Source organism: Deinococcus soli (ex Cha et al. 2016) (assembly GCF_001007995.1).
Lineage (GTDB): Bacteria > Deinococcota > Deinococci > Deinococcales > Deinococcaceae > Deinococcus > Deinococcus soli.
This window is the reverse complement of the sequence record NZ_CP011389.1, coordinates 3088528-3111085: the sequence shown is the minus strand read 5'-3', so window position 1 is coordinate 3111085 and position 22558 is coordinate 3088528. Positions and strand designations below refer to the sequence as shown.

The window sequence follows — 22558 nt, the reverse complement described above, 5'->3', positions numbered from 1 at the left end:
ACCGGGTCAGGGCGGGCCGGTGGCGCGGGGCGCAGGCCTTATCCTGCTGGGATCGTGAGTGACGCTTCTCTCCGCGCGGCGGACTTTCCGGAACTGGCTGTGGTCCTGAACCCGAATGCGGGGGGTGGGCTGGCCGCGCGGGAGTGGCCGCGGCTGCGGGCCGAACTGGAGCGGCGCGGGATGCGCCATACCCTGATTCAGGAGGAGAACGCCGCGCTGGCCCTGGTGCGGGTGCAGGCCCTCCCGAAGGACACGGCGCTGATGGCGGTCGGTGGGGACGGCACGGTGGGCGCGCTGCTGCCTGCCGTGGTGGGGACCGGGCGGCCCCTGGCGATCCTGCCGCTGGGCACCGGGAACGACTTTGCGGGCCTGCTGGGCCTGAAACCCGGCGCGTTCGGGGAGGCGCTGGACCGGCTGGCGTTCACGCCGCGCGCCGTGGACGCCCTGACCGTACGGGCGTACCACGCGGACGGCCGCGTGACGGAACGGACGCTGCTGAACGGCCTGGGCATGGGCTTCGACGCGGACGTCACCGCGAACATGGACCGCGTGCCGCCACGCGTGCGGGGCTTCGCGCGCTACGCGTGGTCGGCGGTGGCGACCCTGAAGGACCTCACGCTGGCCGACGTGACCGTGGACGCGGACGGCATGACGCTGTACGCGGGGCCCAGCCCGATCGTGGCGGTCATGAACGGCACGCGCTACGGCGGCGGGTTCCTGATCAGCCCACAGTCGGACGTGCGTGACGGCCTGCTGAACGTGGTCGTGGGCGGCCCCATGACCCGCCTGCAACTGAGCGGACTGCTGGCGCGGGTGCTGCGTGGCACGCACCTGGGCCACCCGCTGGCGCACCATGCGGCGGCGCGGCAGGTCTCGGTCCGCTGGAGCCGCCCCATCCGCGCGCACCTCGACGGTGACCTGAGCGCCCCCGTCACCCGCCTGGAGGCCAAGGTGCGGCCCGGCGCGGTGCGGCTCCTGAACGCCTGAACCCCGAGGGTCAATCCTCGCCTGTCAATTCTCGTCTGGCCAGTCCGGTTCGTCGCCGGGTTCCTCGACCGGGCGGCCCGCCATGAACTCGCGCAGGGCGGGCCAGATGACGTTCCCGGTGTACCCGCGCCGGGCCAGGAACGCGAACGCACTGGCCTGCGGGTCGCGCTTGCGGGCCAGGGACGACCAGCGGCGCTCCAGCAGGGTCAGAACCTCGGCGTGCTCGCGGTCGGGGTCGCGGGCCTCGACGACCTCCTGGATCAGGTCGTCCTGCACGCCGCGCCGCTTGAGGGTCTGGCGGACGCGCATGGTACCCACGCCCCGGCGGGCGCCCTCGCTGCGGGCGACCTGCGCGTCGTTCTGGTACCCGAGTTCCTGCACGCGCTTCAGGACCTCCTCAATCAGGTCCGGGTTCTCGCTGCGACGTTCCAGGCGGCCGCGCAGTTCGGCGGCGCTCAGGGCCCGCTGGCCCAGCGCGCGGAAGGCGTACGCGAGCAGCGCGTCGCGTTCCTCCTGCGGGTCTCGGGGCCGCGCGGGGCGGGCCTCGGGCCCGGCGTCCGGGGTGGCGGGGCGGGGTCGGCGGGCTCTCACCCGCGCAGTATGCCGCGTGGGCTGGAAGGCGAAGGTGTCCCGGCACCGCGCCCGCACCTGGCCCGCACTTGCCGCGCGGCGCCGCGGGCCGCTATAGTGCGCAGGTTGCCCACCGCGCGCGGTGAGCGGCCCGGGTCACGGCGACGTGCCCGGCGCGCCGGAACCCCCGTGGTCCGGACGCTCGCGTTCCCGCCATGGGAACCGCCCCGACCCGCCAGACAGGCGGCGGGAGAACAAGGAGAACCACCATGGCCCTTCGTCACAAATCCGCCCAGAAACGTCATCGCCAGAGCCTCAAGCGCCGCCTGCTGAACCGCAGCCGCAAGAGCACCATCAAGACCTTCAGCAAGAAGGCCCTGGTGGCCGCCCAGACCGGCGCCGAGGACAGCGCCGCCGTGCAGGCCCGCGCCGAGAGCCTGATCGACAAGGCCGCCAAGGGCAGCACCCTGCACAAGAACGCCGCGGCCCGCAAGAAGAGCCGTCTGGCCAAGGCCATCAACAAGGCCAAGGCCGCCCAGCAGGGCTGAACTCCAGCCCGGAGGGGCGCGTCGGCTGCGGCTGACGCGCCCCTCTCGTGTGGTATGGATTCCGTCTGCGTCGTTCACAACCCGGAAGGACACCGGGTTGCCACCCCCACGCCCGGAACCCGCCTTGCTCCTTCTGGCGTCCGCCCGGATTGAACGGCTGTTGCAAACCATTCACGCGGCGTCCGTGCGACAGTAGACGTCCCCCATCACCAGCGTGGTGTGGGGGACGTCTGTTGCGTGGCTGCGTCAGCGGACGGTGGCGCGCACCGCGCAGCGGCCCGACGCACCGGCCTTCAGGGTGGGGATCTCCCAGCGGACCGCGCGGTACTCGCTGGGTTTGACCTCCACCTGTTTCTGCACCTGACGGCCGTTCTCGGTGACGGTCACGGTCTTCTTCAGGGGCGCCGGTCCGAAGGTCTTGCCGTCCACGGAGTACAGCGTGGTGACGCCCGCGACGGTGCAGCCTGCACTCTGGAAGATCACGGCCTTGTCGACCGGCATGCTGAGTTTCAGGCCGCCCAGCTCGCGGGCGCTGACGTTCTGGAAGGTCTGCGCGAGGTCCAGGGTGGTGCCCGGTACCACGCCGACCCGGCTGGCGTCGGTGAGGGTCTCGGTGGTCTTGCCGTCCTTCGTGGTCTTCGTGACGACGGAGGTACTGGCGGTCAGTTTCAGGGGACTGGGGGCGGCAGGCGCGGCGGCCAGCGCGGCGCCGGGCAGCAGGGTCAAGAGCAGGGGCAACAGGTTCATGGGCGTCCTCCGGGGCGGCGTGCGGTCTCGGGCGTCATTCTGAGCGCGGGCGTGTGACGCGGGTCTGACGTAGGTGTACCCCGGGCGTACATGAGGGTGCTGTGACCGATTTCGCCCCGGCGGGCCAGACGGTCAGGCCGTCAGGGCGCCGCGCGCCTCGACCACGCCAGCCAGTTCGCGGGCGATCTCGTGGATTTCCGCCTCGTCCTGGCCCTCGACCATCACGCGGATGAGGTTCTCGGTGCCGCTGGGGCGCAGGTTCACGCGGCCCTTCCCGTGCAGACGCTCCTGAGCGCGGTCAACAGCGGCCCGCACCTCGGCGTCCAGCGCGATGGCCTTCTTGTCGGCCACGCGGACGTTCACGAGGGTCTGCGGGAACATCACGAGGTCGTCGTGCAGGGCGTCCAGGGTGGTGCCGAGTTGCTGCATGCTCTTCAGGGTCAGCAGGGCGGTCAGGACGCCGTCCCCGGTGGGCGACACGTCCAGGAAGAGGATGTGGCCGCTCTGCTCGCCGCCCAGATGCAGGCCACCGCCGTGCAGGCGCTCGTGCACGTAACGGTCGCCGACCGCGGTGCGTTCCAGCGGGATGCCCGCGTCACGGAGTTTCACCTCCAGGCCCATGTTCGCCATGATGGTGGTCACGACGGCAGTCTCGCCGCGGGCGCGGGCGTTCAGCAGCAGCATGTGATCCCCGTGGACGACGTTCCCGCGGCTGTCCACGAACAGCGCGCGGTCGGCGTCCCCGTCAAAGGCGACGCCCAGGTCGTACTTCCCTTCCCGCACGATGCGCTGGAGGTGGTCCATGTGGGTGCTGCCGCAGCCGCGGTTGATGTTGCGCCCGTCCGGGGTGGTGTACACCGCGAACACGTCCGCCCCGGCGGCCTGGAAGACCTTGGGCCCCACGCGGTACGCGGCGCCGTTGGCGCAGTCCATGGCAATGCGCAGGCCGCTCAGGTCGGGCGCGAGGGCCTTGAGGTAGTTCACGTACAGGCGCTCCGCCTCGGTGTAGTTGGTGACCTCACCCAGGTTCACACCGGTCACGGGAGCCAGATCGGGGACACGGTCAATCGCGGCCTCGATCTCCAGTTCGGTGGTGTCGCTGAGCTTCTGGCCGTCCGCGCCGAAGAACTTGATGCCGTTGTCCTCGTAGGGGTTGTGCGACGCGCTGATGACCACGCCCGCGTCGGCCTTCAGGTGGCGGGTCAGGTAGCTCACGCCGGGGGTGGGCAGCACGCCCAGGTGGATGACGTTCACGCCGCGACTGGTGAGCCCGGCGGCCAGCGCGGCTTCCAGCATGTCGCCGCTCTGGCGGGTGTCCTTGCCGATGACCACGGTGGCGCGTGGGTTGCTGCCCCTGAGGACCTCCCCGGCGGCCGCGCCGAGCGTCATGACCCAGCTGGCCGTGAGGGGATGGGTGCCTGCGACGGCGCGCACGCCGTCCGTTCCGAAGTACTTCCGTTCCGTCATGATCGCGCCCATCATACGCGCCGGAGTGTCGGCCTCGCCGGAGGCCGTGCAGGCCAGTGCACCTGAATGGACCCGGTTCAGGCGGCGCAACTTTTCCCGGGCGGGCCGCGTAGTGCAGGGCATGAGTGGATTCTCGATCGGATCGTTCTCCTTCAGTCGCAGTGGGCACGGGCACCGGGGCGGGTTCCTGGGGCACCACAGCCGCTCCTCGCACAGCCACGGGCGGCACCACTACGGGCACGGCGGGCACTACCGCGCGCGCCGCCGGGGGCCGCTGGGCTGCCTGGGCGTGTTCGTGGTGGGGGCGGCGCTGGCGGGCGGGTCGCTGCTGGGTCTCGTGTCCCTGTTGACCTGATGAGGCTGAGCTGATGCGGCTGGGGGCGCTGCTGGCGGATACGTGGCGCGCCCCGTCCGGCGAGGTGGCGGTGGACGCCCGCGTGTGGCCCCGCACGCTGCGGGCGCAGTTCCCCGGCGCGCAGCTGCGGGAATCGTGGGTGGGCGAGGGCGCGGCCTTCGCCCGTTACGCGTCGGCGGGCGGGCCGCTGTTCCTGAAGTACCTCCCGGCCGGGTGGCGGGACGCGCGGGCCGCCGGGCGCCTGGAGCGGGAGGCGGCCTACCTGCGCGACCTCGCGTCCGGCTGCCCGGTGCCGTACGCGCCGCTGCTGCACGCGGCTCGCAGCGCGGATCGGCCGCTGGCGCACCTGCTCATGCGGGACCTGACGGACGCGACGACCGGCTGGGGCTACTTCACGGACGACGCCGCGCGGGAGGAGGGCCTGCGGGACGTGGTGCGGCTGCTCGCGGCCCTGCACGCGCACTGGGCCGGGCCGGGCCGCGCGGCCCTGAGCGGCGAGTGGACGTGGCAGCCGGAGGAGGTGCTGGACCGGAATCGCGTGGCCCGGTGGCAGGATCGGCCCGGCGTGCCGGATCTGCCCGCCGCGCAGCGGGACGCCCTGCTGGACGCCGCGCAGGCCCTCCCGGCGCTGCTGCGGGACGTGCCGGTCTGGACGCTGGTGCACGGCGACATACACGCGGGGCAGGTGATGTGGTCCCGCGCGGACGGCACGCCGGTCCTGATCGATTACGGGCAGGTGCATCCCAGCCTGCCGGGCGAGGATCTCGCGCACCTGCTGGCGCTGCGGCTGGACGCCGGGGAACGCGCCCGGCTGGGCGGCGAATTGCGAGAAATCTACGCGGACGCGCTGGCGCAGGCAGGCCTGCCGCTGTCCCCGGCGGCGCTGCGGGCGCAGGAGCGGGCGGGGTTGGCGCTGAACCTGCTGTCCACCGCCCGGCAGACCCTGCGCCGCCGGGGCAGCGGATCGGGTGGTGTTGCGGAGGCGCTGGCCCGCGCCGCTCAGGCGTGGTCGAACGACACCGCGACCTGAGCGGCGTTCAGAAAGGCGCGGTGGCGGTCCAGTTCGCGGTCCAGCGCGGCCGTGAACGTGGCGCTGCGCCGCACGCCGGGCCGCAGGCCGATCCCCGCATTGAGGGTGCCGCTGCCCACACTCAGGTTCGCCCAGCCGACCGCGCGGCCCGCGTGCAGCAGCGGCAGCGCGTAGTACCCCATGGTGCGCTTCGGGGCGGGCGTGTAGGCCTCGAAGCGGTACGCCCAGCCGTGCAGGTGCTCGAAGCGGCGGCGGTCCCACGCCAGCGGGTCGAAGGGGTTCACGATCCGCACGCCGCGCGAAGCGGGCGCGTCGCCGGGGTGGTCGCCCGGCGCCCACACGTACGGCACGCCGTCCACACGCGCCCCCTCAAGTTCACCTTTCATAACGTCCCGCAGCGCGCCGCGCAGGTCCGCGCGCAGGTGCGGCAGGCCGTAGCCGGACAGGCTGGTCAGGTAGCGCAGGCTGGCCTCGGGCAGCGGGCCGTACAGCCGCGCGAGCAGGTACACGACCCCACGCAGGCGGTCCGGGGTGGGGAGCGGATCGGCCCGCAGGGCGTCCAGGTGCGGGGACAGAGCGTACACGCGCACGCCACCGTCGCGGCGTACGATCCGCGCCTCGCCCCGGTAGTGCAGGGTGTCGAGCGCGCGGGTGGTCGCCTGACTATTCCCGCCCCAGTAGTTCGAGGCGCGCCGGGCGCCCAGCGCGGCGATCACGTCACGGGGGTGGACCTCGCCCCGCTCGTGCAGCACGGCGCGGACGTCGGCGATCAGGCCGGGATGCTCGCGCTCCACGCGGCCTGGGGGCACCTCACGCGGGTGCAGGAGGCGCTGCACGTCCCGCGTCACGAACCCGTAGTTGGGGATGATGTCCTCCTCGGCGTCCAGCGTGGGGTACAGCCGCTCGAGGTCCCCGGCGCGGTAGTCCTGCACGCGGGCCATCAGGGTCAGGTCCTGTGCGCGGGCGGGCGCGCGGATCGGGTCGGCCTGCACGAAGCCCATACGGCTCAGCGCGGCCTGCACGCCCTGCGCGGGGGCCAGGGTGCGCAGCGCGGCGGCGCGCAGGTCGGCAGGCGTGAGGCTCACGTGTTCAGGCTAGCGCACATACGGGACGGCGGGACGCCCCGATCAGAGCGTCCCGCGTTCCGCGTAATCAGAGGGTCAGGGCTTGCCTTTCCCGGGGTTGGTACTGGGCTTGCCGCCCTTGTCGTCCTTCCCCTTGCCCTTGTCACCAGCGCCCCTGTCGTCGCCGCTCTCGCCGCTGTCGTCCGGCGCGGCGGCCTTCAGACGGTTGACGACCGCCGGGAGGGGCAGGGACTGGGTGCGGCCACGGGCGTCGGTGAACTCGATCTTGATCGCGCCGGGTTTGCTGAGGTCACGGGTGACGTTCACGGTGATGGCCTCGCCGGTCGCGGGGGCCAGCCTGACGCTCCGGACGTCGCTCAGGGTCGCCGCGCCGGTCAGGGTGACGGTGCCGTCGGCGTTCAGGGTGCCGATGACGCTGCCGTCCGCGCCGAGCAATTCGGCCTTTCCACCGGCCGTGGCGAAGGCGGCCCAGGCGTCCTTCACACTGGTGGTGACGGTGCCGGGCAGGGTGACGGTCGTCGCGGCGTCCTCGGCGAGAGCGGCGGTGCCCAGGGTCAGGGCGGTCAGGGTGACGATCAGGGTACGGTTCATGGGGCCTCCTCTGGCATGGGGCGGCGCGGGGCCGCCGTGAATTGAGACAACGCCCGCAGTGTGCGCCGCGAAGCTGACGGAAAGCTGTGAACACGAAAAAGTTCGCGTCCCTCCCGCCAATCGGGGGGGCTGCCCGGCGGCGCCTCTGCCCCCGGCTGGACACCGCGCGCCGGGCGGCGGCGGGGGGGTGGTACGCTGGAAAACCGTGATTGACCGTTACCTGACCCCGGAAATGAAGGCGCTGTGGAGCGAGGCCAGCAAGTACCGCGCGTGGCTGCGCGTGGAACTGGCCGCCATGCAGGCGCAGGCGCGGCACGGCGAGGTGCCCCAGGCGGCCTTCGACACCCTGACGGCCAAGAGTGAGGCCGACCCGCTCGACGAGGCGTTCGCGCTGAAGGTCGCGGAGATCGAGGCGGTGACCCGGCACGACATCGTGGCGTTCACGCGCGCCCTGACCGACCGCTACGGCGACGAGGCGCGCTTCATCCACCACGGCCTGACGAGCACGGACGTGGTGGACACCGCGCAGAATCTCGTGCTGGACGAGGCGCTGGGCGTGATTATCACGGACGTGGAGGCGCTGCGCGAGGTGTGCCGCATTCAGGCGGCGGCGCACAAGCACACGCCGACGGTGGGCCGCACGCACGGCATTCACGCCGAACCGATGACCTTCGGTCTGAAGTTCCTGAACTGGATGGCGACCCTGGACCGCGACCTGGAGCGCCTGCACGCCGCGCGCAAGCGCATTCAGGTGGTCATGCTGTCGGGTTCGGTGGGGACGTTCGCGCACGTCTCGCCCCGCATCGAGGAGGAGGTGGCGCAGGCGTGGGGCTGGCAGGCCGCGCCGGTCACGAACCAGACGCTCGCCCGGGACCGTCACGCCGAGGTCCTGAGCGCCCTGGCGATCTACGGCACCACCGTCGAGAAGATCGCCGTGGAGATCCGCCACCTCCAGCGCAGCGAGGTGCGCGAGGCGATGGAACCCTTCGGGAAGGGCCAGACCGGCAGTTCCTCCATGCCGCACAAGAAGAACCCCATCCTCACGGAGAACGTGACGGGACTGGCACGGCTGCTGCGCGGGTACCTGCTGACGGGCCTGGAGAACGTGCCGCTGTGGCACGAGCGGGACATCAGCCACTCCAGCGCCGAGCGGGTCATCCTGCCCGACGCGACCGCCGCGACCAGTTACGCCACGCGCCGCCTGACTGGGGTGCTGCGTGACCTCGTGGTGTTCCCCGAGCGGATGCTGCGCAACCTGAACGACCTGGGCGGCCTGGTGTTCAGCCAGCGGGTGCTGCACGCCCTGATCGACGAGAAGGGCCTGTCCCGCGAGGACGCCTACACCCTGGTGCAGCGCAATGCCCTGCGCTCCTGGGAGACCGGCGAGGGCCTGCGTGACCTGCTGAAGGCCGACGCGGACAGCCCCCTGAGCGACGCGGAACTGGACGCCGCGTTCGACCTGGGCTGGTACCTGCGGCACGTGGACGACATCTACGCGCGTTTCGGCATGTAAACCGGTCGATTCTGGGCGGGGTGGGTGGAGGCGCGTGCTCTCCCCCGCCCCGCCTGCTTGACGCTGTCCTGCACGGGATGCAGGTGCCCCCAGCGGGGGCGTTTGCATGGTTTTTCCCGTTCTGCCGGGCCTGCGGGTGGTACCTTCGCCACCCGATGGCTCGGAAACGACGTGCGAAACGCAGAAAACCCCGCCGGGGCGCAGGGACCTTCGAGCCGGGCTGGGTGGTGCCCGCGTCGAACGTGCTGCTGTGCGTGAACGTGCTGCTGCTGGCCGCCGTGCTGCGCGAGCTGAATTAGCGTCGGCACTGGACAGCGCGGTCAGGTCCAGTCGGCGGGCAGGAAGTCCAGGTGCAGGCCACCGTCCGGGGTGACGTGCGCGCCGATCAGGTGGTTGCCGGCGCCCAGGGTGGCGAGCAGCAGGGGGCGGCGCAGCAGGTCATCCAGGACGCGCAGGGTGTGGCGGGCGGCGCGGGCGGGCGTGCCTGGGGGCAGGTCAATCACGCCGGCCTGCCGGGCGTTCAGGTGCGTTTCGCGCCGGGCGTCAGGGGTGGGGCTGATCTTCAGGGCGAGCGGCACGCACAGGGTCAGGGGGCCGCCGGGCGTGTGGATGGTCAGCGGGTAGCGGAGCGGCTGGCCGGGCCAGGGGTCGCTGAACTGCCCGGACTGTTCGCCGCTGCCGGTCGGGTCGAGGTGCGCCTGGAGCCAGCGGGTGACGCGCGCGGGCGGGACGCGCAGGGTCCTGGGGGTGATCCGGGCAGGCCGGGTGGGGTCGACGAGCAGGGTGCCGTGCTCGCAGGGGGTGACGTCCAGCGGGCCGGGCGGGCGGTCGAGGCGGGTGGTGTCGGCGACCGGCAGGCCGAGGATGGCGCCGGCGGCGGGCCAGTGCGCGGCGGCCGCGCGGGTCAGGAGGGCGGTGTGGCCGCGTTCGTGCCGCAGGGTGTGCCCGGCGAACGTGAGGGTCCACCCGGGGCTGGTCAGGGCGTCGCCGGTGGGAAGGCCCAGGGGACCGCCGGGGCCGCCGCGGGCGTGGTAGTGGGTGTCGGCGTGGTGGTGCAGGGCGCGGGTGGTGTGGCCGTCGTGGTACAGGGCGCCGTGGTCGGTGGTCAGCTGGTGCCCGCCGGGCACGGCGTGCAGGTGCGTGGGGGTCCAGCCGAGGCTGCACGCGCGGGCGTGCAGGGCGCCGCCCGGGTCAGGTCCGGCGGGGATCAGGGTGCAGCGCAGGGTCAGGTGCGCGTACGGGTGCGGGTCGCCGGGCAGGTGCAGGGGCAGGCCCTGCGGGGTGGGTAGGCCGGGGCGCAGTGGGACGGCCGCGTGGTGACGCGCGCGGGCCGGTGCGGGGCGGGTCTCGTGGATGACGGCCTCAACGCGCAGGGTATGGGGGTGGAGGGCCGGGGGGCAGTGAAGGTTCAGGGTCAGCGTGCGGCTGCCGCCCAGACGCAGGTACTGGCGGTGGGTGTGGGGGCGGCCAAGCAGGGGCAGGCGGGTGTGGCTGGCGTGGCAGGTGGCGTCGCTGCGGGCGAAGTTCTCGTCGTTCAGGACGCGCAGGTCTAGCGTGAGGTCCAGGTGTGGGGGCGGCGGTGGGTCCGGTGATCGCTGCGGTGGGGGTGTGGTCATGGGGCGCCTCTGGCCTGGGTTGTACCGGGTGGGGCGTGATCAGCTCATGATCAGCGTGGGTGGACGGGCTGTGCGCCACCGGGTCGGGGACAGGTGCGTGGGGGGGCGCGGCCCTGATAAGATTGAACCCAGTACAATCCCCCATTCTGCCCCCCCATTCCGGCGCAGCCGCGCGCCCACACTGAGGAGTGACCATGGACTTCACCCTGAACGACGAACAACGCCAGCTGCAGCAGCTCGCCCGCGACTTCACCCGCAAGGAGATCATCCCGATCGCCTCCGAGTACGACCAGAAGGAAGAACTGCCCTGGCAGGTCGTCGAGAAGGCCTTCGAGGTCGGCCTGCTCAACCCCAGCATCCCCGAGCACGCAGGCGGTCTGGGCCTGGGCATGTTCGACGAGTGCCTGATCGGCGAGGAGATCGCGTACGGCTGCATGGGCATCTACACCGTCCTGATGGCCAGCGAACTGGGCATCGCCCCGATCCTGATCGGCGGCACCGAGGAGCAGCACAGGCGCTTCCTGACGCCGCTGACCGAGAAGGCCGGGCTGGCCGCGTTCGCCCTGAGCGAACCGAACAACGGCTCCGACGCCGCCGCGATGGGCACCACCGCCGTGCTGGACGGCGACGAGTGGGTCATCAACGGCACGAAGATGTGGATCAGCAACGGCGGTCTGGCCGAAGTGACGGTCGTGTTCGCCACCACCGACAAGCAGGGCGGTCACAAGGCGACGGTCGCGCTGGTGGTGCCCAAGGACGCGCCGGGCTTCTCGTACAACAAGATCAAGCACAAGCTGGGCCAGCGCGCCAGCCTGACCAGCGAACTGGTGTTCGAGAACGTCCGCGTGCCGCGCGAGAACCAGCTGGGCGGCCTGGGCGACGGCTTCAAGATCGCCATGAAGACCCTGGACAAGACCCGCATTCCGGTCGCGGCGGGCTCGGTCGGCATCGCGCGGCGCGCCATGGAGGAGAGCATCAAGTACGCCAAGGACCGCGCGGCGTTCGGCCGGCCTATCGCGGAGTTCCAGGCGATCCAGTTCAAACTGGCCGAGATGGCCATCGGCATCGAGACGGGCCGCCTGATGTACCAGAAGGCCGCGTGGCTGGTGGACCAGGGGCAGCCTCACGGGTTCGAGAGCGCGATCGCCAAGGCGTACTGCAGTGAAATGGCCTTCAACGCCGCGAACGAGGGCATTCAGATTCACGGTGGGTACGGCTACGTGGCCGAGTACCCGGTCGAGAAGCTGCTGCGCGACGTGAAACTGAACATGATCTACGAGGGCACCAACGAGATCCAGCGCGTGGTGATCAGCCGCAATCTGCTGAAGTGACCGCTGCCCGGGGGGGCCGGGCGCGGGGCGGGCAGACCGTCCGCGCCCGGCCCCTTTCCGCGGCGGAAGTCACCGCAGTGGTGACCCCGGACCTGCCCGACGGGCGCCTGTGCCGGACCTGCTGACTGGACCACGCCACCGTGCGCGGCAGCTCTTCAGACCGGGCAGGCTGCGCGCCGGCGCAGATGCCGGGCCCTGACCACGTTGAAGTCCTTGCATTAATATCCCCTTCGACAGGAACGTGTGAGAGGCATTCATGGACACTTGGGACATGAAGCCCGGCGAGCCACACCTGAACCCCTTTCAGACGCTCGGCATCGTCGGTGACGAGTGTGGGCGACTGGAGGCGATTCGGGGCAGCGGCCTGTGGCAGACGCCGCCCGAGGCTGCGTTCGACCGGATCGTTGATCTCGCCCGGACACTGTGTCAGGCCCCGGTGGCGCTGTTCAGCCTGATTGACCGCGACAGCCAGTGGTTCAAGGCGCGCTCCGGCACCGTCCAGGACGGCTCGAGCCGCACCGACTCGATCTGCACGCTGGTCGTCGAGCAGGTTGGGCCGCTGGTGATCCCGGACACGCACCTCGACCCGCGCGTGGCGCGGCGCGCGACTGTCACCGGTCCCATGAGCGTCCGCGCCTACGCCGGGGTGCCGGTGGTCACCCCGGACGGCTACGCACTGGGTACCCTGTGTGTGATTGACCACCGCCCCCGCCCCTTCACGCCCGAGCAGGTCGAGTCGCTCACGCAGCTGGCCGAGGTGCTTAGCGGGGAACTGGAACGCCGCGCGGTGCAGGTGCAGCTCGAGCGGCTGTCCCTGACCGACGCCCTGACCGGCCTGCCCAACCGCGCGCAGTTGCGCGAGTACCTGCGCCAGTCGGCGCAGCGGGTGACCCTGTCGGGCGAGCGGGTGGCGCTGGCGCTACTGGACCTCGACGGGTTCAAGGTCATCAACGACTCGCTGGGGCATCAGACCGGGGATGTCCTGTTGCAGCAGGTGGCGACGCGCCTGCGCGAGGCACTGTCCAGCAGTGATCTCGTGGCCCGGATGGGAGGCGACGAGTTCGCACTGGTGCTGACCGACGTGCGGGGCATCGGGTCCGTGGAGCGGGTCCTGACGCGACTGCGGTACGCGATGGAGCGGCCGTTCACGGTGGGTGGGCGTGACCTGCCCGCCAGTTTCAGCGCGGGCGTGAGCCTGTACCCGGACGACGGCGTGGACGCCGAGGAGATGCTGGCCCGCGCGGATACCGCCATGTACCGCGCCAAGCGCGCGGGGCTGGGCTGGGCGTTCTTCAATGCGCTGCACGACTCCCGCAGCGCCTCGGACCTCGAACTGCTGTCGGCGCTGCACCACGCGGGTGAACGCGGCGAGCTGCTCGCGTACTTCCAGCCGGTCGTGCACGCAAACGATTACAGTCCGGCGGGCTGCGAGGCCCTGGTGCGCTGGCAGCGCAGCGGGCAGCTCATCAGCCCGGCGGACTTCATCCCGCTGGCCGAACGGTCCGGGCAGATCCACCAGCTGGGGGAGTTCATGCTCAGGGCCGCCACCCGCGAGATCCAGCGCGGCCGCCTGCGGCGGGTGGCCGTGAACGTCAGCCCGCTGGAATTCGACCAGCCCGGGTACGTGCAGCGCGTGTCCGACATCCTGAACGAGAGCGGCATCGACCCCGACCGGCTCGTGCTGGAGATCACCGAGTCGTCCCTGCTGGACGCCGACCGCTCCCGGGCGGTCCTGCGGGACCTGCGCGCGCTGGGCGTGCAGCTGGCCCTGGACGACTTCGGCACCGGGTACTCGAGCCTGTCGGCCCTGTCGAGCCTGCCGGTCCAGCACCTGAAGATCGACCGGTCCTTTGTGCAGGGCGTCGGGCAGGACGGCGAGACCGGCGTCCGCTCACTGGAGGTCGTGCGCGCCATCGTGACTCTGGGGCGCGCCCTGGGCCTGAACACCGTCGCCGAGGGCGTGGAGACACCCATGCAGGCGGCGCTGCTGCGGGAGGTGGGCTGCACGTACCTGCAGGGCTTCCACTTCGGGCGTCCCGCCCCGCTGGCCTGAACTCCCGCCCCCGGGTCCCGGCGTGGGGCCCGCGGGCCGTATCCTGCGCGCATGAAACTCGTCAGATTCACGGCAGGGGACGGCGCGGCGCAGTGGGGCGTCCTGAACGGCACGCAGGTGCAGGTCACGCGCGGTATGGGCGGCGAGCCCACAGGCGAGACGCTGGACGCTGCGGGCGTGACGCTGCTCGCCCCGGCCGAGCCCAGCAAGATCGTCTGCGTGGGCCGCAACTACCTCGACCACATCCGCGAGCTGGGCAACGACACTGGCGACCTGCCTGCAGAGCCCGGCATCTTTCTGAAGGGCCCCAACACCCTGGCTGAACCGGGCGGCGCCGTGCAGCGCCCTGACTGGACGCAGAACTTCCACTTCGAGGGTGAACTGGCGCTGGTGATCGGGCAGCGCGCCCGGAACCTCACGCCCGACACAGCGCTGGCAGCCGTGGCGGGCTATACCTGCGCCCTGGACCTGACCGCGCGCGACCTCCAGAAGACCGACCTGCAGTGGTTCCGTGCGAAGGCCGCCGACCGCTTCTGCCCGCTGGGCCCCTGGCTGGAGACCGACTTCGATCCCCGCGACGTGCGCGTGCAGACCCGCGTGAACGGCCAGACGCGACAGGACGGCCGCACCGCCCAGATGATCTTCCCGGTCGTGGATATCCTGGTGTACCTGACGCGTTTCGTGACGCTGGAACCCGGCGACGTCGTCCTGACCGGCACGCCTGAGGGCGTCGGCCCGGTCGGTCCGGGCGACACGGTCGAGGTGGAGGTCTCGGGCCTCGGGGTCCTCGTCACGCCCATCGTCTGACCGCGCTTTCCAGGTACACCCGGGAGCCACCGCGCCCCTCCCGGGTGCCCGTCCTGCGGGTCCGCCCGATCTCAAAGATCTCAAAGATCAGCCCATCAGGAGCGCTGGCAGCGGTTTCCAGTTGCATTGAGGGGCCAAGAACACGCCCCTCAAGTCCAGGTTCAACCGCTGTCCTTCTCAGATGCTCGCTCCGCTCGAATCGGAGGTCTTGGGCAACCCCTTCAATACCTCTGATACGGATTCCGTTTGTTTCGCCAACAATCCGGAACTTCACCGGATTGCCAGCTCCACGTCCGGAACCCGTTTTTCTCCCACTCGCTTCGCTCGGATTGAACGGGCTGCAAAGCCCATTCAATCGGAGTCCGTATGATTCTGCTGTGAATGCTGCGGTGACACGGGCCGTCTGCGCCGTCAGGAGGGGCGGGATGGTCCCCCGACCGCCCGGGCAGAGGCCCAGGTCAGGAGGCCCCCGACCCCCGAACTGTCCCGAGGGGGCGCACAGCTGACACCGCGGTCAGTGACGGTCGCTTGACACCCCCGGGGGTGGCCCATACCCTGAACGCACGTTTTTCCTTTTCATCGTCCTGCCCACCCTGCCCACGCGCCCCTGACCGGGGCTGTGACGCCTGTGCCGGTCAGGACTGGAGGTTCCATGAAGAAAGTGCTTCTGACCGCCCTGCTCGCGACCCTCAGTGCCGCGTCGGCCGCCACCCTCGTCTTCGGCGGTAACGGCGAACCCGTCAGCCTGGAATCCGGGAACATCACCGACGGCATCAGCATTCTGGTGCAGCGGCAGATCTACGACACCCTGGTCGACTTCGAGGACGGCACCACCGACCTCAAGCCCGGCCTGGCCACCAAGTGGACCGCGAACGCCAACAACACCGCCTGGACCTTCACGCTGCGCAAGGGCGTGCGCTTCCACGACGGCACCCCCATGAACGCCGACGCCGTGGTGTTCAACCTGAGCCGCTGGTGGGACAAGAGCCACCCCTACGGCTTCCGTGACCAGGGCCGCACCTTCGAGATCGTCGGCGAACTGCTCGGCGGCTACAAGGGCGACGCCACTGCCGTCATCAAGAACATCGTCAAGGTGAACGACACGACCGTGCGCGTGGACCTGAACAAGCCCTCCAGCGTCCTGCCGGAAGTCCTGGCCGCCGGGTATTTCGGGATCGCCAGCCCGACGGCGATCAAGAAAGAAGGCGCGAAGTACGGCACGCCCGCCAGCAAACCTGTCGGCACCGGCCCGTTCATCTTCCAGAGCTGGCGCACCGGGGACCGCGTCACCCTGCTGCCCAACAAGCTGTACTGGGGTGAGAAGGCCAAGGTCGACCAGCTGGTCATCCGCTCGATCAAGGACGCCAGCCAGCGCCTGAACGAACTGAAGGCCGGGACCATCGACTTCGCCAACGACCTGACCCCTGACAGCCTCAGGAGCATCCAGGCGGACAAGAACCTCGTGGCCGTCAAGCGCCCCAGCTTCAACGTGGGCTTCGTCAGCATGAACAACCGCAACCAGTACCTTAAGAACCAGGCGGTGCGTCAGGCGATCAGCATGGCCATCAACAAGAAGGAGATCGCCAACGCCTTCTGGAACGGTCTGGCCGTCAGCAACGCCAGCTTCCTGCCCCCGGTGCTCGCCTGGGCGAACAGCCCCAAGGTTCCGGCCGACTACAAGTTCGACCCGGCCGCCGCGAAGAAGATGCTGGCCGACGCCGGCTACCCCAACGGTTTCTCGATCGACCTGTGGTACATGCCGGTCAGCCGCCCGTACTTCCCCACCCCCAAGCCCATCGCGGAAGCGATCGCAGCGGACCTGAGCGTCATCGGCATCAAGGTGAACCTGAAGACCGAGGACTGGGCGAAGTACCTGCAAGACCGCAACAAGGAACCGGGCTTCGACATGTACATGATCGGCTGGACCGGCGACTACGGCGACCCGGACAACTTCTACGGCGCGTACTACGGCGCGAACGCGTCAGACGACATCAACTGGAACCCCGCGAACGTCGAGACGCTGCTGCAGCAGGGCCGCGCCGCGAACACCCAGGCCGCCAAGGCCAAGGTGTACCAGCAGCTGCACGAACTCACCTACAACGCCGCGTACCGCATTCCCATGGTGCACAGCAACCCGCTGGCCGCCGCGCGCAGCTACGTGAAGGGCTGGACGCCCAGCCCGCTGGGCAGCGAACCATTCAACACCATCAGCGTCGGCAGCAAGAAGTAACGCCCGGCTGAACGCGGAGGGGCCGGAGTTGCGCCTTGCACGGCGCCTGCTCCGGCCCCTCCCCCATTTCGATTCCCCCTCACCTCTGGAGATCCACCTTGGGCAGTTACCTGATCCGCCGCCTTGCACGCACCCTGCTGGTCATGCTGGGCATCAGTCTGGTCGTGTTCGTCTTCGTCCGCTCGATTCCCGGCGACCCGGCCGTGGCCATGCTGGGCGAGCGCGCCACGCCCGAAGCGGCCGCCGCGCTGCGCGAGCAGCTGGGCCTGAACAAACCCTGGTTCTTCAACCCGGCCAACCCGCTGGACGCGCAGTACCCGAAGTACATGACGGCGCTGCTCAGCGGTGACCTGGGCACCGGCCTGAAAAGCAACATTCCCGTGCTGGACGACCTGAAGGCCCGTTTCCCGGCCACGGCGGAACTGAGCGTCGCGGCGCTGCTGGTCGCGCTGCTGATCGGCATGCCCGCCGGAATCCTGGCGGCGCTGCGGCGCAACAGCATCTGGGACAACCTCGCCACGACGATCTCGCTGGTGGGCGTGAGCATGCCGGTGTTCTGGCTGGGTCTGCTCCTGTCGTACTTCTTCGGCGTGAAGCTGGGCATCCTGCCCCCCAGCGGCCGCCTGGGCACCGAGTTCGACATTGCACCCATCACGGGCTTCAACGTCCTGGACGCCCTGCTGCGCGGGCAGCTGGCCGCGGCGTGGGACGCCGTACGGCACCTGATCCTCCCGGCGATCGCGCTGGGCAGCATTCCGCTGGCCATCGTGGCGCGCATTACGCGTAGCGCCATGCTGGACGTCCTGAACCAGGACTACGTGCGCACCGCCCGGGCCAAGGGCCTCGCGGACCGCACGGTGACCATGAAGCACGCCCTGCGCAACGCGCTGCTGCCGGTCGTGACCGTGATCGGCCTGCAGGCTGGCGCGCTGCTGGGCGGCGCCGTGCTGACCGAGACGATCTTCTCCTGGCCGGGCCTGGGGTCGTGGGTGTACGACGCGATCAGCCAGCGCGACTACCCGATCATCCAGGGCGGCGTGATCTTCGCGGCGCTGGTGGTCAGTGTCGTGAACCTGCTCGTGGACCTCAGTTACGCGTCCCTTGATCCCCGCATCCAGTACAGCTGAAAGGAACAGTGACCTCATGACGACAACGACTGTTCCGCAGTCCACTCCCAAGCAGGACAGCATCTTCTGGCGGCGCTTCCGGCGCAGCACGCCCGGCAAGGTCGGCGCGGTGATCGTGCTGGCATTCGTGCTGCTGGCGGTGTTCGCCAGCGTCCTGAAACCCTACGATCCTCGCAACGAACCCAACCGCTACAGCCTGCGCCTCAAGCCGCCCTCGGTCACGGCCCTGTGGAACGAGGAGGCGAAGCAGACGTACACCGATCCCGTCAGCGGGAAGGTGAATGTGCTGGCCGCGCCATTCGGGACGGATAACCTGGGCCGTGACATCCTGACCCGCGTGCTGCACGGCACCCGAATCAGCCTGAAGGTTGGCGTGGTCAGCACCATCCTGGCCCTGGTGATCGGTTCGCTGCTGGGTGTGCTCGCCGGGTACTTCGGCGGGTGGCTCGACAGCGTCCTGGGCTACGTCACGGACGTGATGCTGGCCTTCCCCGGCATCCTGCTGGCCATCGGCTTCGCCAGCATCTTCAGTGCCGACAACCCGCCCCTGCTGATCGCGGGCATGGACCGGCTGTTCGCACTGAACAGTCCGCAGCTGGTCACCGCCATGCTGGCCGTGTCGCTGGTCCAGATCCCGGTGTACCTGCGCCTGGCACGCGGCGTGGTCCTCTCGGTCCGCGAGCGGGAGTTCGTGGCGGCCGCCGGGGCGCTGGGCGCCTCGCAGGGCCGTATGGTGTTCCGGCACGTGCTGCCCAACAGCCTCTCGCCCCTGATCGTGCAGGGCGCGCTGAGCATCGCCACCGCCACCATCGAGGTCGCCGCACTGGGCTTCCTGGGCATCGGCGCGCAGCCGCCCCTGCCCGAGTGGGGCACCATGATCAGCGACAGCCGCCAGTACTACCTGGACGCCCCCTGGACCATGATCTTCCCGGGACTGGCGATCTTCCTGACCGTGCTGGGCTTCAACCTGCTCGGCGACGGGCTGCGCGACGTCCTGGACCCCCGCAGCACCCAGTAGACCCCACACAATGAGGCGGCCCCCGGATCTCCTGGGGGCCGCCTCTTCCTACCGTTACTCGCGGGGGATGTTCACGTCGAACAGCGCGCGGACGAACTCGCGGCTGTCGAAGGGTTGCAGGTCGCCGGGCTGCTCGCCCACCCCGATGAACTTGATCGGCACGCCCAGTTCCCGCACGATCGGCACGAGAATGCCGCCCTTGGCGGTGCCGTCAAGTTTCGTGACGATCACGCCGGTCAGCGGGGTGGCCTCGTGGAACTTCTTGGCCTGCTGCAGGCCGTTCTGGCCGGTCACGGCGTCCAGCACCAGCCACACCTCGGCCGGTTCGTTCGGGTCGGCCTTCTCGATCACGCGGCGGACCTTCTTCAGTTCCTCCATCAGGTTGTGCTTGTTGTGCAACCTCCCGGCGGTGTCCACGAACAGCAGGTCCGTGCCGCGCGCCGCGCGGGCGGCCGCGCCGTCGAAGGCCACGGCGGCCGGGTCGCCGCCGTCCACGCCCTGCACGACCGGGATGCCCAGGCGCTCACCCCAGACGCCCAACTGTGTGCCGGCGGCGGCGCGGAAGGTGTCCCCGGCGGCGAACATGACACTCTTGCCACGGTCCACGTAGTACTGGCCCAGCTTGGCGATGGTGGTGGTCTTCCCCACCCCGTTCACGCCGATCACCATGACGACGTGGCCCCTGGGGTCGACGCTGCTGCGCCGCGCGTCGGGGCTGAAGCCCAGCTTGCGGAACTCGGCGCGTTTGGCGTCGGGTTCCAGTTGCAGGGTCAGGGCGTCCATCAGCGCGTCCTGGAGGTTCTTGCCCTCTGCGCGGCGGATGTCGTCGAGGATCTCCTCGGTGGCGGCGCGGCCCACGTCGGCGGCGATCAGGGCGTACTCGAGGTCTTCAATCGTGTCCAGGCGGTTGGTGAGGACGTCGCGGACGTCACTGCCGAGGAACCCGGCGGTGTCGTTGATCTGCTTGCGGGTCTTGGAGAGCCCGTCGCGGAGACGTTCGAGCCAGCTCACGCGGGCACTCCGGCGGGGGGACAGGGGTGATTCATGCGCCCACCATAGCGTCCCGGCGCGCGGTCGCGCGTCCCCGGACGGCTTCAGGTTCCGGACACAGTACGCATGAGGTGCAGCTTGATCTGCCCGGCGCGCGCGCGGCTGAACGCGCCCTTGCCGAGCACCTGTTCTGACTGGCCGGGCGGCGTCCAGACCAGGACGGGCACGTGGTCGGTCCAGCGGGCGCGCAGGTCGGGGAACGCGTCGATGTCCACCGGGGTGAACGGGACGTTCATCGCGCCGAGGTTCGCGGCCGCCTGCTCGCACAGGTGGCATCCGGCGCGGGTGTACAGCGTCAGGGTGGGGAGGGTCGGGGTGGGGGTCACGGTCAGGCGGGGTGCAGGACGTGTGGGCGGTGCAGCAGCGACATGGCCTGCACCGGGGCGTACATGTCGTTCGAGGACAGCAGGTCCCCGACGTTGGAGTAGATGCGCAGCACCTGTCCGCCCTGGCGCACGGCGTACATCTGCCCGTCCGGTCCGACCTGGATCAGCCAGGGCGCGTCGGCGGGCTCGCCGACCAGGGTTTCCATGGCGAAGGTCAGGCCCGGGGTGCCGTCCGCCTCGATCTTGCGGACCTTGCGGGCGACACTGTCGACGATGTACACCGCGCCGAACTGGTCCACGCCCAGGCCCTCCAGGGGGCGCAGCGCGTCGCTGTTGCGGTCCAGGCGGAACGCGAAGCGGCTGATGTACTCGCCCTGTGCGTTGAAGCGCTGCACCTCGTTGTTGCCGGTATCGAGGACATACACGTGCCCGTCGGGCGCAGCGACGATCGAGCGGGGCTTCTCGAAGCGGCCCAGGCCCTGCCCGCGCCCGCCGAAGCGGCGCAGGAAGCGGCCCTCAAGGTCGAAGACGACCACGTGGTGCGCCTCGGCGTCCAGGATGAACACCTGCCCCTGCGTGACGGCCACGCCGACCGGCTGGAGCAGTTCACCGTCGCCCAGCCCGTACGGTCCGAAGGAGGCGAGTTCCTGCCCGTCCGGGTCGAGTTTGCGCGCCAGGGTGCCGCTGCGGCCCTGGCGGTAGTCGAGCAGCGTGACAAACATGTTGCCCTCGTGGTCGCTGGCCATGGCGTTGGGCGCGCCGGGCAGGCCCTGGGCACCGCCGGTCTGGTCGCGCAGACTGGCGCGCAGCTTCCCCTTGAGGTCCAGCAGGCGCAGCGTACCGCGTTTCTCCTGGACGCTCAGGGCCAGCGCGAGCGGATCGTTGAACACGTCGTCACTCAGCACCCCGGCGTCGATGCGGGCGATCACGTCGTCCAGGGTGGGGCGCGAGGCGGGGTCCTTCTCGATCATGTGCAGGATCAGGTCGTTCAGTTTGCCCGGCACCTCCAGCCTCACCTGCTTGGGGGGCTTGGGGGACTCGAAGACCTGCTGGTGCACGACGGCCTCGTAGCTGCCCTTGAAGGCGGTTTGCCCGGTGACCAGTTCGTAGGCGAGCAGCCCCAGCGAGTACACGTCGCTGCGGGCGTCCACGCGGTTGCCCTTGGCCTGCTCGGGTGCCATGTAGATGGGCGTGCCGACGCGCGCACCGGTCATGGTCAGGCGGGTCAGGACCTTCCCGACCGCGATGCCGAAGTCCATGAGTTTCACGCCGCCGTCACGCAGCACGCCGTCGGTGAAGGCACTCTTGAGCAGCATCACGTTGGCGGGCTTGATGTCGCGGTGCACGACGTTCTGCATGTGGATGTGGCGCAGCGCGTCGGCCAGGGCGCGCATGATCTGCGCGCTTTCCGTGAAGGTCAGCGTGCGGTTTTCCAGCACGTCCTCGAGGCTCTCGCCGTCCAGGAATTCCATGGCGATGTAATGCTCGGGGTCCTGCATGCGGTAGTCGTACACCCGCACGATATTCGGGTGGTTGAACCGCTTGAGGACCTCCGCCTCGCGGTAGAAGCGCTTGACGAACTTCGCGTCCGCGAGGTACTTGTCCTGCGGGACCTTCAGGGCGACCGTACGGCCGTCCTGGCGACGTCGGGCGCGGTACACGCTGCCCATGCCGCCCACCCCGATCCGGTCGAGGACCTCGTAGTCCTGGAAGCGCAGGTCGCTGGTCACCTGCGTCTGCGTCAGGTTCGTGCGGCGCTGCACCTGCGTGGGCGCGGCGGTGCGCTGCACCTTCATGGGCTTGCGGCCCGGGCGGTCCAGGCTGGGCAGGATCATGCGGCCCATGTGGTACGCGGCGGTGGCGATCACGAACGCCGCGGCGACCAGCACGCCCTGCGCGCGGTTCAGGTCGCTCAGCTGCATCTCGGCGGCGCGCGGGCCGCCCACGCCCAGCGCCAGCGCGGCCAGCAGCGCGGCCAGCAGCCCCACCACGACGGCCACCGCGCCGCTCAGCACCCGTTCGTTCAGGCGGACGGTCAGCAGGACGCCGACGACGAACAGCGACGCGAGCAGGACGGGGGTCACGGTCGGCTCCGGCGCGGGCGGGG

The 22558-nt window shown here is 70.3% G+C and carries 21 protein-coding genes; 12 read left to right on the top strand and 9 right to left on the bottom strand.

Going from position 1 to position 22558, the window contains the following annotated elements; all coding sequences use genetic code 11:
- Nucleotides 1-54: 54 nt before the first annotated feature.
- The gene (locus tag SY84_RS15060) at nucleotides 55-987 is read left to right on the top strand and encodes a diacylglycerol/lipid kinase family protein (protein ID WP_046844684.1); all 933 of its coding nucleotides are present in this window, start codon (nucleotides 55-57) and stop codon (nucleotides 985-987) included.
- A 24-nt stretch (nucleotides 988-1011) separates the two neighbouring features.
- Here the strand turns inward: SY84_RS15060 and SY84_RS15055 are convergent, their stop codons facing one another.
- On the bottom strand, nucleotides 1012-1578 hold the full coding sequence (locus SY84_RS15055; RefSeq protein WP_046844683.1) for a RecX family transcriptional regulator: 567 nt from the start codon (nucleotides 1576-1578) through the stop codon (nucleotides 1012-1014).
- Nucleotides 1579-1826: 248 nt separating this feature from the next.
- On the opposite strand from SY84_RS15055, the gene rpsT reads away from it, so the two are divergent.
- The gene (gene rpsT, locus SY84_RS15050) at nucleotides 1827-2105 is read left to right on the top strand and encodes a 30S ribosomal protein S20 (RefSeq protein WP_046844682.1); all 279 of its coding nucleotides are present in this window, start codon (nucleotides 1827-1829) and stop codon (nucleotides 2103-2105) included.
- A gap of 246 nt (nucleotides 2106-2351) precedes the next feature.
- Here rpsT and SY84_RS15045 read toward each other — a convergent pair whose 3' ends face one another.
- On the bottom strand, nucleotides 2352-2852 hold the full coding sequence (locus tag SY84_RS15045; protein ID WP_046844681.1) for a hypothetical protein: 501 nt from the start codon (nucleotides 2850-2852) through the stop codon (nucleotides 2352-2354).
- 132 nt (nucleotides 2853-2984) lie between these two features.
- A complete protein-coding gene (gene glmM / locus SY84_RS15040) occupies nucleotides 2985-4319 on the bottom strand; it encodes a phosphoglucosamine mutase (RefSeq protein ID WP_046845309.1) in 1335 nt (444 codons plus the stop codon).
- Between the two features lie 121 nt (nucleotides 4320-4440).
- Here glmM and SY84_RS15035 point away from each other — a divergent pair, with 121 nt between their 5' ends.
- Nucleotides 4441-4674, top strand: a complete 234-nt coding sequence (locus SY84_RS15035; protein ID WP_046845308.1) for a hypothetical protein — start codon at nucleotides 4441-4443, stop codon at nucleotides 4672-4674.
- 13 nt (nucleotides 4675-4687) lie between these two features.
- The gene (locus tag SY84_RS15030) at nucleotides 4688-5704 is read left to right on the top strand and encodes a phosphotransferase family protein (RefSeq protein WP_081424623.1); all 1017 of its coding nucleotides are present in this window, start codon (nucleotides 4688-4690) and stop codon (nucleotides 5702-5704) included.
- On the opposite strand, the gene SY84_RS15025 is transcribed toward SY84_RS15030, so the two are convergent.
- Nucleotides 5674-6789: a DNA glycosylase AlkZ-like family protein gene (locus tag SY84_RS15025; protein WP_046844679.1), complete on the bottom strand. Its 1116-nt coding sequence runs from the start codon at nucleotides 6787-6789 to the stop codon at nucleotides 5674-5676. The two genes, SY84_RS15030 and SY84_RS15025, sit on opposite strands and share 31 nt — an antisense overlap.
- A gap of 75 nt (nucleotides 6790-6864) precedes the next feature.
- The gene (locus SY84_RS15020; RefSeq protein WP_046844678.1) at nucleotides 6865-7380 is read right to left on the bottom strand and encodes a hypothetical protein; all 516 of its coding nucleotides are present in this window, start codon (nucleotides 7378-7380) and stop codon (nucleotides 6865-6867) included.
- Between the two features lie 205 nt (nucleotides 7381-7585).
- On the opposite strand from SY84_RS15020, the gene purB reads away from it, so the two are divergent.
- The gene (purB, locus tag SY84_RS15015) at nucleotides 7586-8893 is read left to right on the top strand and encodes an adenylosuccinate lyase (RefSeq protein ID WP_046844677.1); all 1308 of its coding nucleotides are present in this window, start codon (nucleotides 7586-7588) and stop codon (nucleotides 8891-8893) included.
- A 155-nt stretch (nucleotides 8894-9048) separates the two neighbouring features.
- Nucleotides 9049-9192 (top strand): hypothetical protein, encoded by a 144-nt coding sequence (locus tag SY84_RS16590; RefSeq protein WP_157883013.1) that lies wholly within the window; start codon nucleotides 9049-9051, stop codon nucleotides 9190-9192.
- Between the two features lie 21 nt (nucleotides 9193-9213).
- On the opposite strand, the gene SY84_RS15010 is transcribed toward SY84_RS16590, so the two are convergent.
- Nucleotides 9214-10509 (bottom strand): hypothetical protein, encoded by a 1296-nt coding sequence (locus tag SY84_RS15010; RefSeq protein WP_046844676.1) that lies wholly within the window; start codon nucleotides 10507-10509, stop codon nucleotides 9214-9216.
- A 194-nt stretch (nucleotides 10510-10703) separates the two neighbouring features.
- On the opposite strand from SY84_RS15010, the gene SY84_RS15005 reads away from it, so the two are divergent.
- From SY84_RS15005 to SY84_RS14980, 6 genes are all read left to right on the top strand, one after another.
- Entirely contained in the window at nucleotides 10704-11840 is a 1137-nt protein-coding gene (locus tag SY84_RS15005) for an acyl-CoA dehydrogenase family protein (RefSeq protein WP_046845307.1), read from the top strand.
- Between the two features lie 271 nt (nucleotides 11841-12111).
- Nucleotides 12112-13893 (top strand): putative bifunctional diguanylate cyclase/phosphodiesterase, encoded by a 1782-nt coding sequence (locus tag SY84_RS15000; RefSeq protein ID WP_052751200.1) that lies wholly within the window; start codon nucleotides 12112-12114, stop codon nucleotides 13891-13893.
- A gap of 51 nt (nucleotides 13894-13944) precedes the next feature.
- Complete coding sequence (locus tag SY84_RS14995) at nucleotides 13945-14700, top strand: fumarylacetoacetate hydrolase family protein (protein ID WP_046844675.1); 756 nt, start codon at nucleotides 13945-13947, stop codon at nucleotides 14698-14700.
- Between the two features lie 652 nt (nucleotides 14701-15352).
- Nucleotides 15353-16930 carry an ABC transporter substrate-binding protein gene (locus SY84_RS14990; RefSeq protein WP_046844674.1) on the top strand — a complete coding sequence of 526 codons (1578 nt, stop codon included), beginning with the start codon at nucleotides 15353-15355 and terminating at the stop codon, nucleotides 16928-16930.
- 98 nt (nucleotides 16931-17028) lie between these two features.
- Nucleotides 17029-18057, top strand: a complete 1029-nt coding sequence (locus SY84_RS14985) for an ABC transporter permease (RefSeq protein WP_046844673.1) — start codon at nucleotides 17029-17031, stop codon at nucleotides 18055-18057.
- A 16-nt stretch (nucleotides 18058-18073) separates the two neighbouring features.
- A complete protein-coding gene (locus SY84_RS14980; RefSeq protein WP_046844672.1) occupies nucleotides 18074-19075 on the top strand; it encodes an ABC transporter permease in 1002 nt (333 codons plus the stop codon).
- A gap of 54 nt (nucleotides 19076-19129) precedes the next feature.
- Here SY84_RS14980 and ftsY read toward each other — a convergent pair whose 3' ends face one another.
- The 3 genes from ftsY to SY84_RS14965 all read right to left on the bottom strand — a co-directional run bounded on the left by ftsY (nucleotide 19130) and on the right by SY84_RS14965 (nucleotide 22535).
- A complete protein-coding gene (gene ftsY / locus SY84_RS14975; protein ID WP_046844671.1) occupies nucleotides 19130-20086 on the bottom strand; it encodes a signal recognition particle-docking protein FtsY in 957 nt (318 codons plus the stop codon).
- Nucleotides 20087-20169: 83 nt separating this feature from the next.
- On the bottom strand, nucleotides 20170-20451 hold the full coding sequence (locus SY84_RS14970; protein WP_052751199.1) for a glutaredoxin family protein: 282 nt from the start codon (nucleotides 20449-20451) through the stop codon (nucleotides 20170-20172).
- A 2-nt stretch (nucleotides 20452-20453) separates the two neighbouring features.
- Nucleotides 20454-22535 carry a protein kinase domain-containing protein gene (locus SY84_RS14965; protein ID WP_046844670.1) on the bottom strand — a complete coding sequence of 694 codons (2082 nt, stop codon included), beginning with the start codon at nucleotides 22533-22535 and terminating at the stop codon, nucleotides 20454-20456.
- Nucleotides 22536-22558: the final 23 nt, after the last annotated feature.